The 14,182-nt window shown below is 42.6% G+C and carries 10 protein-coding genes; all 10 read right to left on the bottom strand.

Features of this window, described 5'->3' with window-relative positions:
* Positions 1 to 93 precede the first annotated feature (93 nt).
* Positions 94 to 1,449 (bottom strand): polysaccharide deacetylase family protein, encoded by a 1,356-nt coding sequence (locus NBG71_RS18185; RefSeq protein WP_196564025.1) that lies wholly within the window; start codon positions 1,447 to 1,449, stop codon positions 94 to 96.
* Between the two features lie 79 nt (positions 1,450 to 1,528).
* Entirely contained in the window at positions 1,529 to 5,755 is a 4,227-nt protein-coding gene (gene rpoC, locus NBG71_RS18180) for a DNA-directed RNA polymerase subunit beta' (protein WP_075673749.1), read from the bottom strand.
* Positions 5,756 to 5,877: 122 nt separating this feature from the next.
* Positions 5,878 to 9,906 carry a DNA-directed RNA polymerase subunit beta gene (gene rpoB / locus NBG71_RS18175; RefSeq protein ID WP_075673748.1) on the bottom strand — a complete coding sequence of 1,343 codons (4,029 nt, stop codon included), beginning with the start codon at positions 9,904 to 9,906 and terminating at the stop codon, positions 5,878 to 5,880.
* Between the two features lie 351 nt (positions 9,907 to 10,257).
* Positions 10,258 to 10,623: a 50S ribosomal protein L7/L12 gene (rplL, locus tag NBG71_RS18170; RefSeq protein WP_075673747.1), complete on the bottom strand. Its 366-nt coding sequence runs from the start codon at positions 10,621 to 10,623 to the stop codon at positions 10,258 to 10,260.
* Positions 10,624 to 10,686: 63 nt separating this feature from the next.
* On the bottom strand, positions 10,687 to 11,184 hold the full coding sequence (rplJ, locus tag NBG71_RS18165) for a 50S ribosomal protein L10 (protein WP_006534706.1): 498 nt from the start codon (positions 11,182 to 11,184) through the stop codon (positions 10,687 to 10,689).
* Positions 11,185 to 11,510: 326 nt separating this feature from the next.
* Positions 11,511 to 12,212 (bottom strand): 50S ribosomal protein L1, encoded by a 702-nt coding sequence (gene rplA, locus NBG71_RS18160; RefSeq protein WP_075673746.1) that lies wholly within the window; start codon positions 12,210 to 12,212, stop codon positions 11,511 to 11,513.
* A 4-nt stretch (positions 12,213 to 12,216) separates the two neighbouring features.
* Positions 12,217 to 12,645 carry a 50S ribosomal protein L11 gene (gene rplK / locus NBG71_RS18155; RefSeq protein ID WP_075673745.1) on the bottom strand — a complete coding sequence of 143 codons (429 nt, stop codon included), beginning with the start codon at positions 12,643 to 12,645 and terminating at the stop codon, positions 12,217 to 12,219.
* Positions 12,646 to 12,791: 146 nt separating this feature from the next.
* Entirely contained in the window at positions 12,792 to 13,337 is a 546-nt protein-coding gene (gene nusG, locus NBG71_RS18150) for a transcription termination/antitermination protein NusG (protein WP_004246900.1), read from the bottom strand.
* 7 nt (positions 13,338 to 13,344) lie between these two features.
* A complete protein-coding gene (secE, locus tag NBG71_RS18145) occupies positions 13,345 to 13,722 on the bottom strand; it encodes a preprotein translocase subunit SecE (RefSeq protein WP_006534701.1) in 378 nt (125 codons plus the stop codon).
* A 272-nt stretch (positions 13,723 to 13,994) separates the two neighbouring features.
* On the bottom strand, positions 13,995 to 14,182 hold a 188-nt coding region (locus tag NBG71_RS18140), incomplete at its 5' end, for an EF-Tu C-terminal domain-related protein (RefSeq protein WP_502926059.1).

Genomic DNA, 14,182 nt, shown 5'->3' with positions numbered 1-14,182 from the left:
TTATTGATCTTAACTGAATAAGTAATAGAGAAATAAAAAACACCTTCAATAAATATCAAAGGTATTTTTTAAGATTATAAATTTTCTTTTTAATTATTTATCAACAACAATATTTTTATTAACCACTTCATATTCATCATTACCCACCATCCTCGCAAATTTCTCAATGGGATCTGTACTCAAAGCATAAAGTCTTTTTAGAGCGAAAGGTGGATCACCTAAACGAACTTTTCCTTGCTCAGTCGTCACAGCCAATGTCATACCCGACGTTTTGACGGCATTGATTGCTCTTTGATTATATCCACCAAAAGGATATGCAAAGGCATATTGATGTGGATTTAATAATCGCAATACACGTTGTGAACGTTGCAAATCCAATATAATTGTGTGGGACTGACGGCTAAAGATAATAGGTTTTTTATTATTATCTAAACGATGTAAAAAATGGGAGTGTGATTGAATATCAAAAACATCACGACTCAATTTAAGTGACTGCCAACTCATAAATTGCAATGAATTAGGTGCCCACTTAGGTGTTTCAGATTTTATTCGTGAAGAGATAACAAATAATGTTGCTCGTTGGCCATTTTCTTTTAAAAGAGGATAAGCATAGCGATAAACAGACTGCAAACCATCATCAAATGTTAATGCAACAGCTCGACCCGGTAAATTGACACTTTTATTTAAATAGCCTGCGACTTGATTTAGTGAAAGCGTTTCATATCCCGCGTCTTTTAAATAATTCATCTGCTCTGTAAATGCAGTTAATGATGTTGTCGTTGATGTATGGCGGAAATTATGGTTTTCCGTTGCTTTAAGAATATGATGATAGGTAAGTACAGGTATCCCTAAATCAGGCTTTACATCTCTTGATGAAATATAACCTAAGCGACCGCCTAAAGAAATTTCAAACCAGTTGATTTTATTTCCATCAGCATCTTCTTTTATTGTGCGTGATAACACGGGATAACGTAAGTTGGATAACAGTATTGCTATTTGTGAGCTAGCAATATCTTTATCACTATAGATGGGGGTATTTTTTGTCGTAATTAAATATTCGTAGATAGGATAATCTGTTTTCTTCGTGCTATCTGATAAGAAACGTGTTTTCTTATCGGGTTTAATAGAAACAATATCTTCAAAATAGCCATCTTCTAAATAACCTGCTTCAAGATAACCTTGAGCATTTCCAAATTGTATTCTGTGGTAATCGCCCTCCGCTACTGATGCATAAAAACCTTGGTTAGGGAAAAGCTCTGCAACAGGTCGTAATTTATCACCCACAAATGCATATAGTGTTTTTTGTTGGCGCAGTTGCATCAATGTTGTAATGGGCATTTTTAAATCCCATTGAGCTTCTATTGGAATACCTCTTTCATAAGGTGCTGCGGAAACAAATCCAGTAAAAATAAAGCATAGAATAATCAAACTATTAGTTATTATTCTCATCATTTCGCCTACTTATGTAGAACAGAAACAAAAAATGCCCTCACAATGGAGGGCATTTCAATCTAATCTAAATTAGATTTTAGTCTTTTAATCCACCAAAACCAGCATTCAGTAATTCTGCTAAGTTAGCAGATGCTTCATCAGCACTGATTGTTGTTTCAGTTTCATCTGTCGGCAGTTGTGATTGACGACGCTTCATACGATCTTGGTGATACGCATATCCAGTACCAGCTGGGATCAAGCGACCAACAATAACGTTTTCTTTCAATCCACGTAACTCATCACGTTTACCTGCTACTGCAGCTTCCGTCAGAACACGAGTTGTTTCTTGGAACGATGCAGCAGAGATGAAGGATTCAGTTGCCAGAGATGCTTTCGTGATACCTAACAGGTCACGAGCATACGTTGCTGGTGCTTTGCCATCATCTTCCAGAATACGGTTTGATACTTTAACGCGAGCGTATTCAACCTGTTCACCTTCGAGGAACTCAGAGCTTCCTGCGTTCTCAATGGTAACTTTACGTAGCATCTGACGAACGATAACTTCGATGTGTTTATCGTTAATCTTAACGCCTTGTAAACGGTAAACTTCCTGTACTTCGTTAGTGATATAGCGAGTAACCGCATGAACACCACGTAAGCGCAGAATGTCGTGTGGTGATTCTGGACCATCGGAGATAACATCACCACGTTCCACAACCTCACCCTCGAATACGTTAAGCTGACGCCATTTAGGGATCATCTCTTCGTATGCATCGCTACCGTCTAATGGAGAAATAACTAGGCGACGTTTACCTTTAGTCTCTTTACCGAACGAAACAATACCGCTGATTTCAGCAAGGATTGCAGGCTCTTTCGGACGACGAGCTTCAAACAGGTCAGCAACGCGTGGCAGACCACCGGTGATATCTTTAGTACCGCCAGATTCTTGTGGAATACGCGCTAAAGTGTCACCTGCGTTAATTGTAATGCCATCGTCTAACTGAACAATTGCTTTACCTGGCAGGAAGTACTGTGCTGGCATATCAGTATTCGGGATTAATACGTCATTACCTTGTGCATCAGTGATGCGCAACGCTGGACGTAAATCTTTACCGCTACCTGTACGCTCTGCTGAATCCAGAACAACCAGTGAAGAAAGACCTGTTAATTCATCTGTTTGACGTGTGATAGTTTGACCATCAACCATGTCAGCAAAACGGATGATACCAGATACTTCACTCACAACTGGCATTGTATGTGGATCCCAGTTAGCAACAGTTTCGCCACCGTTAACTGCTTCGCCATCACCTTTCGCTAATTGAGCACCGTAAGGTACTTTATAGCTTTCTTTCGTACGACCGAATTCGTCAATTAAACGTAATTCAGTGTTACGAGAAGTGATAACTAATTTACCAGCAGTATTAGTAATGAACTTCGCATTGAACAGCTTCAGAGTACCTTTGTTACGTACTTGAATGCTTGATTCTGCTGCCGCACGAGATGCCGCACCACCGATGTGGAACGTACGCATCGTTAACTGTGTACCTGGTTCACCGATTGACTGTGCCGCGATAACACCGATAGCTTCACCTTTGTTAATGATATGACCACGAGCAAGGTCACGACCATAACATTTAGCACATACACCGAAGTCTGTGTTACAGGTTACAACTGAACGTACTTTCACGCTGTCAACTGAGTTTTCTTCTAACAGATCACACAGTTTTTCGTTTAACAGGGTGTTACGTGGAACAAGAATATCGGCAGTGCCTGGTTTCAGAATATCTTCTGCAGCCACACGACCTAATACACGTTCACGCAGTGGTTCTTTAACATCACCACCTTCGATAACCGGAGTCATCATAACACCTTCGGTTGTACCACAGTCGTCTTCTGTTACGACTAAGTCTTGTGCAACGTCAACTAAACGACGAGTCAAGTAACCGGAGTTTGCTGTTTTCAGTGCAGTATCCGCAAGACCTTTACGAGCACCGTGGGTTGAGATGAAGTACTGGAGTACGTTCAGGCCTTCACGGAAGTTCGCTGTGATTGGTGTCTCGATGATTGAGCCATCTGGCTTAGCCATCAGACCTCGCATACCTGCTAACTGACGGATCTGAGCTGCAGAACCACGAGCACCGGAGTCAGCCATCATAAAGATGCTGTTGAAAGATACTTGTTGTTCTTCTTCACCATTACGGTTAATAACGGTTTCAGTAGACAGGTTTTCCATCATCGCTTTTGCTACACGCTCATTCGCTGCAGCCCAAATATCGATGACTTTGTTGTAACGTTCGCCCGCTGTTACCAGACCGGATTGGAACTGTTCCTGAATTTCTGCAACTTCCGCTTCAGCTTCTGCAATGATCTCTGCTTTTTTAGCAGGGATAACCATGTCATCGATACCTACTGATGCACCTGAACGTGCTGCGTAAGCAAAACCGGTATACATGATTTGGTCAGCAAAAATAACTGTTGGTTTCAAGCCCATTACGCGATAACAGGTATTGAGCATTTTAGAAATTGCTTTCTTACCTAATGGTTGGTTAACCAGTGCGTAAGGTAGGCCTTTTGGTACGATCATCCATAAAATAGCTCGGCCGATAGTTGTATCTTTTAAGCTAGTTTCAGTGGTGATATTACCTTCGCCATCTTTGATCTCTTCAGTGATACGTACTTTAACGCGTGCGTGTAAAGAGGCTAAACCTGCGCGATAAACGCGTTCAGCTTCTTTAGGACCACTTAACACCATGCCTTCACCTTTGGCATTGATGCAGTCACGAGTCATGTAGTAAAGACCTAATACAACGTCCTGTGAAGGAACGATGATTGGGTCACCACTTGCTGGAGACAGAATGTTGTTTGTTGACATCATCAATGCACGAGCTTCTAACTGTGCTTCTAATGTCAATGGTACGTGAACCGCCATTTGGTCACCATCGAAGTCGGCGTTATATGCCGCACAAACGAGTGGGTGTAACTGAATAGCTTTACCTTCGATAAGGATTGGTTCAAATGCCTGAATACCTAAACGGTGAAGTGTTGGTGCACGGTTTAGCATCACTGGATGTTCGCGGATAACTTCATCTAAGATATCCCAAACAACCGCTTCTTCACGCTCAACCATTTTTTTAGCGGCTTTAATTGTTGTCGCTAAACCACGGGTTTCCAGTTTTCCGTAAATAAATGGTTTGAATAACTCAAGAGCCATTTTCTTCGGTAGACCACACTGATGCAGACGCAGGTATGGACCAACGGTGATTACAGAACGACCAGAATAGTCAACACGTTTACCTAAAAGGTTTTGACGGAAACGACCTTGTTTACCTTTGATCATATCAGCCAAAGATTTCAGAGGACGTTTGTTAGAACCTGTAATCGCACGACCACGACGACCGTTGTCTAATAACGCATCCACAGACTCTTGTAACATACGTTTTTCGTTACGTACGATAATGTCTGGTGCTGCTAAATCAAGCAGGCGTTTTAAACGGTTGTTACGGTTGATCACACGACGATATAAATCGTTCAGGTCTGAAGTCGCAAAACGACCGCCATCAAGTGGAACCAGTGGACGTAAGTCTGGTGGTAACACAGGCAGTACAGTTAAGATCATCCATTCAGGTTTATTGCCTGATTGCATGAATGCTTCAAGTAACTTGATACGTTTAGTCAGTTTCTTACGTTTAGTTTCAGAGTTAGTTTCATTTAACTCTTCACGTAGCGTTTCACACTCTTGTTCCAGATCCATGCTCTGCAACAGATTCTGAACAGCTTCTGCACCCATCTTCGCATCAAATTCGTCACCGAATTCTTCTAATGCATCAAGATATTGCTCTTCTGTTAAGATTTGTCCGCGCTCAAGGCTGGTCATACCGCCTTCAACAACAACGTAAGATTCAAAATACAGTACACGTTCAATATCGCGCAGTGGCATATCCAGCAGCAGACCGATACGGGACGGCAGTGATTTCAAGAACCAAATGTGAGCAACTGGAGAAGCTAATTCGATGTGACCCATACGTTCACGACGAACTTTAGTTTGTGTAACTTCAACGCCACACTTCTCACAGATAACACCACGGTGTTTTAAACGTTTGTATTTACCACACAAACATTCGTAATCTTTTACTGGTCCGAAAATACGGGCGCAGAAAAGACCGTCACGTTCTGGTTTGAACGTACGGTAGTTAATTGTTTCTGGCTTTTTAACTTCACCAAATGACCATGAACGGATCATATCAGGTGATGCCAGAGCAATTTTGATCGCATCAAACTCTTCGGTCTTGGTTTGCGCTTTCAGAAACTTTAATAAGTCTTTCACGAAATGGCTCCTGTCGGAGTTAGACCTGCCAGGCAAATGACCCCTGTCATTCACCCCTTTAAACCAGTGTAGTCACTGTTTGACAGACTGCCATTTCTAGCAGTCTGTCTTTATGGAATACGTTATTCGTCTTCCAATTCGATGTTGATACCCAGTGAACGGATCTCTTTCAACAATACGTTGAACGACTCTGGCATACCTGGTTCCATCTGATGGTTACCATCAACGATGTTTTTGTACATTTTGGTACGACCGTTAACGTCATCCGACTTAACAGTAAGCATTTCTTGAAGAGTATATGCTGCACCGTATGCTTCCAGTGCCCACACTTCCATCTCCCCGAAACGCTGTCCACCAAACTGTGCTTTACCACCAAGAGGTTGTTGAGTAACCAAGCTGTACGAACCGGTAGAACGGGCGTGCATCTTGTCATCAACTAAGTGGTTCAGTTTAAGCATGTACATGTAACCAACAGTTACTGGACGCTCAAATTGTTCACCTGTACGGCCATCGAAAAGTGTAATCTGACCAGAAGTTGGAAGATCAGCTAATTTCAGCATCTCTTTAATTTCCATTTCTTCTGCACCATCGAACACTGGTGTTGCGGTTGGCATACCTTTTTTCAGGTTTTCAGCCAGACGTAACACTTCTTCATCGCTGAAGGTGTTCAGATCAACTTTCTGACGAGGTGCCATACCCAGATCGTAAGCTTTCTGGATAAATTCACGTAACTTAGCAACTTCTTGTTGCTGTTTCAGCATCGCATTGATCTTATCACCGATACCTTTAGCAGCCATACCCAAGTGAGTTTCAAGGATCTGACCGATGTTCATACGTGATGGTACACCTAGTGGGTTCAGTACGAGGTCTACTGGATTACCGTTTTCATCGTATGGCATGTCTTCAATTGGGTTAATCTTAGAGATAACACCCTTGTTACCATGACGACCCGCCATCTTGTCACCAGGTTGGATCTGACGTTTAACAGCCAGGTAAACCTTAACGATTTTCAGCACGCCAGGTGCTAAATCATCGCCTTGAGTGATTTTACGACGTTTAGCTTCCAGTTTCTTCGCGAACTCAGCTTTCAGTTCATCATACTGTTCAGCTAATTGTTCTAACTGGTTTTGCTTCTCTTCATCCGCAATACCCAGCTCTAACCAACGTTCACGAGGTAATTTGTCTAATTTCTCAGCTTCAATACCGCCAGCAATTAGAACTCCACGGATACGAGCGAATAGACCAGCTTCAAAGATACGCAGTTCTTCAGTTAAGTCTTTCTTAACTTCACGTAACTGTGATTCTTCGATTTCTAATGCACGTTTATCTTTTTCTACGCCATCACGGGTGAAGACCTGTACGTCAATAACTGTACCAGACACACCATTAGGAACACGTAGAGAAGAATCTTTAACATCAGACGCTTTTTCACCGAAGATAGCACGTAGCAGTTTCTCTTCTGGAGTCAGTTGAGTTTCACCTTTAGGCGTTACTTTACCAACCAGAATGTCGCCGCCTTTCACTTCAGCACCGATATAAACGATACCTGATTCATCCAGTTTAGATAACGCTGCTTCACCGACATTCGGAATATCAGCAGTGATCTCTTCAGGCCCTAACTTAGTATCACGAGAGACACAAGCGAGTTCTTGAATATGGATAGTAGTGAAACGGTCTTCTTGAACAACACGCTCAGATACAAGGATGGAGTCCTCGTAGTTATAACCATTCCATGGCATAAATGCCACGCGCATATTTTGACCTAATGCTAGCTCACCAAGGTCTGTTGAAGGACCATCAGCTAACACGTCACCGCGATCAACAGGTTCACCTAAAGATACGCAAGGAGTTTGGTTAATACATGTGTTCTGGTTAGAACGAGTGTATTTAGTCAAGCTATAGATATCGATGCCCGCTTCACCAGCGTAAGTCTCTTCTTCGTTAACTTTGATAACGATACGAGAAGCATCAACATACTGAACAACACCACCACGTTTAGCAACCGCAGTAACACCGGAGTCAACCGCTACCGCACGTTCCATACCTGTACCTACTAGTGGTTTATCACCACGAAGTGTAGGAACAGCCTGACGTTGCATGTTCGCACCCATCAATGCACGGTTGGCGTCATCGTGTTCAAGGAATGGGATCAGTGAAGCACCGACAGAAACAACCTGTTGAGTTGAAACGTCCATGTACTGAACTTGGTCACGACTAAATAAGCTTGACTCACCTTTATGACGGCAAGTAACTAATTCTTCAACGAAATGATTGTCATCGTCTAATACGGAGTTAGCCTGAGCAATGATGAAGTTACCTTCTTCGATTGCAGACAGATAGTGAATTTCATCTGTTACAGCGTTGTTTTCAACAACACGGTAAGGCGTTTCTAGGAAACCGTACTCGTTAGTCTGTGCATAAACAGATAATGAGTTAATAAGACCGATATTTGGACCTTCAGGCGTTTCGATTGGGCACACACGACCGTAGTGAGTTGGGTGTACGTCTCGAACTTCGAAGCCTGCACGTTCACGGGTCAAACCACCTGGGCCTAATGCAGAAATACGACGTTTGTGCGTAATTTCTGATAGAGGGTTATTCTGATCCATAAACTGTGATAACTGGCTAGAGCCAAAGAATTCTTTGACAGCAGCAGAAATCGGTTTTGCGTTGATCATATCTTGTGGCATTAATGCATCAAGATCGCCTAAAGACAGACGCTCTTTAACTGCACGTTCAACACGCACCAGACCAACACGGAATTGGTTTTCAGCCATTTCGCCAACAGAACGAATACGACGGTTACCTAAGTGGTCGATATCATCCACTTCACCTTTACCATTACGGATATCAATCAGTTTTTTCATTACTTCAATGATATCTTCTTGGCTCAGGATGCCAGAACCTTCAACTTCGTCACGGCTTAACGAACGGTTGAACTTCATACGACCCACAGCAGAAAGATCATAACGATCTTCAGAGAAGAATAAGTTCTCAAATAAGTTTTCTGCAGCTTCGCGTGTAGGTGGTTCACCAGGACGCATCATGCGATAGATTTCAACTAAAGCGCTTAAACGATCGTTTGTAGGATCGACGCGAACAGTTTCTGAAATATAAGCACCATGATCTAAGTCATTGGTAAACAGAGTTTCAATCGTTTTATGACCAGCTTGACTTAAGCGAGCTAACACATCTAAAGAGATTTCCATGTTAGCGGCACAAATCAGTTCACCTGTCGCTTCATCAATATAGTCACGAGCAACCACTTTACCTGCAATGTATTCAACAGGTACTTCAATGCGGTCAACTTGCTCTTTTTCTAATTGACGAATATGGCGAGCGGTAATACGACGACCTTTTTCGACATACACTTTGCCGTTTGCTTCAATATCAAATGAAGCAGTTTCACCACGCAGACGTTCAGGCACTAATGTCATCATCAGCTTGTTGTTGCTGATTTCAAACAATGTTTTTTCGAAGAATAATCCTAAGATGTCTTCAGTGCTGTAATTCATTGCGCGTAAAATGATAGTCGCAGGTAATTTACGGCGACGGTCAATACGGACAAAAAGGTTATCTTTAGGGTCGAATTCGAAGTCTAACCATGAGCCACGATAAGGGATAATACGTGCGTTATACAGTACCTTACCTGAAGAGTGTGTTTTACCTTTGTCACTATCAAAGAACACACCAGGGCTACGGTGTAACTGGGAAACGATAACACGCTCAGTACCATTGATAACAAAAGTACCATTATCGGTCATTAATGGGATTTCACCCATATAGACTTCTTGTTCTTTGATGTCTTTAACGGTGCCTTCTGGGGCTTCACGTTCATAAATGACCAGACGCAGTTTTACACGCAAAGGTGCTGAGTAAGTTACACCGCGGATCTGACATTCTTTAACATCAAAAACAGGCTCGCCTAAGCGGTAGCTGACATATTGTAATTCAGCATTACCACTGTAGCTTTGGATAGGAAATACGGAACGGAAAGCGGCTTCCAGACCGTTTTGACCATCAGGATCTTGCTCGATGAACTTCTGGAACGAGTCAAGTTGGATAGAAAGGAGATAGGGAACATCCAGAACTTGTGGACGTTTACCAAAATCCTTACGAATACGTTTTTTCTCGGTATAGGAGTAAACCATAGGGTTCCTCAGCTCGCTGAAAAGTGACCCACTCTGCCTGTCCTTAACTTTTTAAGGATGGCTCGACATTCTGCTAACACTGTTTTTTTGTAGGTAGGAAAACAACTATTTCCCGAATATTCATTGCTATTACTCTTAAATCATTTCATTGTGTCGATCTCACTACCGAGCTTTCGAGAACGTGGATCGTAGTGATTAACACAGTATATTAAGTCGTCAATAGCAAGAAATATTGAAGTAATGAGACACCAAAAAAGTGTGAAAAAGTGACTCTTACCTTACAGCGCAAAAAGGCTGGTGACCAAAAAATCACCAGCCATCAGCCGTTAGGCTGCACTCTGGGAAGTTAAATTATTTAACTTCAACCTCAGCGCCTGCTTCTTCCAGAGCTTTCTTCAGAGCTTCAGCATCATCTTTGCTTACGCCTTCTTTCAGAGCTGCTGGTGCAGATTCTACTAAGTCTTTAGCTTCTTTCAGGCCAAGACCGGTAGCGCCACGTACTGCTTTGATTACTGCTACTTTGTTACCGCCGATAGCTTTCAGGATAACGTCAAATTCAGTTTTCTCTTCAGCAGCTTCTGCTGGACCTGCTGCAACAGCAACAGCTGCAGAAGCAGATACACCGAATTTTTCTTCCATCATAGAGATCAGTTCAACAACGTCCATTACAGACATTTCAGCAACTGCGTTTAAGATATCGTCTTTAGAAATAGACATAACAAGTGTTCCTAAAATTCAGAAAAAGTTTATACGTAAATAAAGCAACGAAGAAATTGGCTATTAAGCAGCTTCTTTCTGATCGCGCAGAGCAGCCAGAGTGCGAACCAATTTGCCTGCAGAGGCTTCTTTCATGGTTGCCATCAGGCGTGCGATTGCTTCATCGTAAGTTGGGAGTGTAGCCAGACGATCGATGTTCGAACCTGGGATAAACTCACCTTCAAAGGCAGCCGCTTTAATCTCGAATGCTGGGTTCGCTTTCGCGAAATCTTTGAACAGACGAGCCGCAGCGCCCGGATGTTCAGCAGAAAATGCAATCAAGGTTGGACCAACAAATGCATCTTTCAGTACTTCATAAGAAGTACCTTCAACAGCACGACGCAGAAGAGTGTTACGTACTACACGTACAGTAACGCCAGCTTCACGACATGCTTTACGCAGTTCGGTCATTTTAGCTACAGTAACGCCACGGGAATCCGCAACAACTGCAGAAAGCGCACCTTTGGCAACTTCGCTGACTTCAGCAACAATCGCTTGTTTGTCTTGAAGATTTAGTGCCATTAGCTTCTTGCTCCTGGATTAACCGAGTAAAAACTCGGGACTCACATCACTTATTACCACAATGGTATAAGCGCTAAAACACGGTGAGTAGAATCCAGAATATATAATTCTTTATTGGCTCTCTCACCGTCTACGCAGGAAAATTAAGTAATTACTTACACCTGCGGTCTTGGACGGGGTCTGGATAGGCCAGACTCCAACCGAAATTCAGAGAATTTAGTTATGTCGACTTAAATGAAATACAACATAGCTAAACTCAAGGCGTCAAATTCTATACAAATTTGACGCCAAGGTAAAGTCTTTTATGACTTTAGTCTAATCTAAGATTAAACTGTTGCGCTTAGGCTAGCTTGATCAATCGCAACACCTGCACCCATAGTGGTAGACAGGCTTACTTTCTTGATATAAACGCCTTTTGCTGCTGATGGTTTTGCTTTTTTCAGAGCAACCAGCAGAGCTTCTAAGTTTTCTTTCAATTGAACTTCGTTGAAATCAACTTTACCGATAGTGGTATGGATAATACCATTTTTGTCGTTACGGTAACGAACCTGACCAGCTTTAGCATTTTTAACTGCTTCAGCAACGTTAGGAGTTACAGTACCCACTTTCGGGTTTGGCATTAAGCCACGAGGGCCAAGGATTTGACCTAATTGACCTACAACGCGCATTGCATCTGGAGATGCGATAACAACGTCAAAGTCCATTTCGCCAGCTTTAACTTTAGCAGCTAAGTCGTCCATACCGACTAATTCAGCGCCTGCTTCTTTAGCAGCTTCTGCATTTGCACCTTGTGCGAATACAGCAACGCGAACTGAACGGCCAGTACCGTGTGGAAGTACAGTTGCACCACGAACGTTTTGATCTGATTTACGTGCATCGATGCCAAGGTTAACAGCAACGTCAACGCTTTCAACGAATTTAGCAGTAGCCAGTTCTTTCAGTAAAGCAACTGCTTCAGCAATTTCGTACTGTTTAGTTACTTCAACTTTCTCACGGATATTGCGCATGCGCTTGGTTAGTTTAGCCATCAGATTAATCCTCCACTACCAGGCCCATGGAACGAGCAGTACCTTCGATTGAACGCATCATAGCTTCAACGTCAGCACCAGTCAGGTCCGCAGCTTTAGTTTCTGCGATTTCACGAACTTGAGCAGAAGTAATTTTACCTACTTTCTCTTTGTTCGGTTTGCCAGAACCTGATTTCACGCCCGCAGCTTTCTTCAGCAGAACTGCTGCTGGAGGAGTTTTGGTAACGAAAGTGAAAGAACGGTCAGCGTAAACTGTAATAACAACAGGAATTGGTAAACCTTTTTCAACGCTTTCAGTTTTAGCGTTGAATGCTTTACAGAATTCCATGATGTTAACACCTTGTTGACCCAGAGCTGGACCAACTGGTGGACTTGGATTAGCCATACCTGCAGCAACTTGCAGTTTGATATAGGCTTGGACTTTCTTAGCCATTAATTAATTCCTCAATGTGGGTATATCGCCCGGCTAGGGCTCCCCGATTTTACTTTGTTCTGTCTTATGACAAAACAACTCAAAACGAAAGGTGGAAAATTGTAGATAACTTTTCCACCTTTTGCAAGAAAGCAACGTAAAAAGGTTTAACCTTTTTCAACCTGACTAAAGTCTAATTCAACTGGTGTTGCACGACCAAAGATTGATACAGAGACTTTTAAGCGGCTTTTTTCGTAATCAACTTCTTCAACAACACCGTTAAAGTCAGCAAATGGACCATCGCTAACACGAACCATTTCACCTGGTTCAAACAGTGTTTTAGGACGCGGTTTATCACCAACTTGTTGTAAGCGATTCATAATCGCATCAACTTCTTTATCGCTAATTGGTGCAGGTCTGTCAGACGTTCCGCCAATGAATCCCATAACACGAGGTACATTACGTACTAAGTGCCAAGTTGCATCGTTCATGACCATTTGGACAAGAACATAACCTGGGAAAAATTTACGCTCACTTTTGCGACGTTGACCGCTACGGATCTCAACCACTTCTTCGGTTGGAACCATAACTTCGCCGAATGAGTCTTCCATTTCGTTTAATTTGATATGCTCACGCAGAGACTGTGCAACACGGCCTTCAAAGCCTGAAAAAGCCTGAATGACATACCAGCGTTTTTTTGGAGAATCAGTCATGAACACCTCACAGGCCAGTAATAAAGGAAACAAAACGAACCAGAATGCCATCCAGTCCCCAAAGAACTAATGACACAATAGCCGTCACCGCAGCAACAATCAGGGTTGTCTGCAATGTTTCTTGACGTGTTGGCCATACTACTTTACGCATTTCAATGCGTGCTTCACGAGCAAATGCTAATGTTGCTTTACCTTGTGTTGTCCACAACGCGAACCCACCCGCTGCTACGAACAAAGCAACAACAGCTAAAGCTCGTAACGCTAGGTTAAATTCACGGTAAAGATAGTTGCCACCCACCGCTACTGCCAGCAATAAAACGGTAATGATCCACTTAGCGATATCACCACCGCGTTTGCTATCTTGAGCTCCGCTATTCGCACTCATAAATTAACCTGTCATATGATGTAAATAAATAGCCAGCTTGCCTCGCAAGAGCAAAACAAATCAGACTAACCATAAAATCAACTATGATTGCATCTGACACAGTGTCATATCTCTATGACATTCGTATCTGCAAGATACTGGACTCGATTCGTTGTATCAGAGCCTATCTCACCAATAATTTACAACAAACTAGTGATGAGATAGGTTCTTTTTCAAACAACGCATAAAAAGGGCATCGATTGATGCCCTTCTCTAGGAAATTACGCGAGTAATTAACCTAATACTTTAGCAACAACGCCCGCACCTACTGTACGACCACCTTCACGGATAGCGAAACGTAAACCGTCGTCCATCGCGATTGGGTGAATCAGTTCAACGATCATGTTGATGTTGTCACCTGGCATTACCATTTCTACGCCTTCTGGTAATTCGATAGTACCAGTTACGTCAGTTGTACGGA

It is taken from the genome of Proteus sp. FZP2095 (assembly GCF_023701425.1).
Lineage (GTDB): Bacteria > Pseudomonadota > Gammaproteobacteria > Enterobacterales > Enterobacteriaceae > Proteus > Proteus cibarius.
Note: the sequence above shows the minus strand (reverse complement) of the source record. Positions and strands in the feature narration are given on the sequence as shown.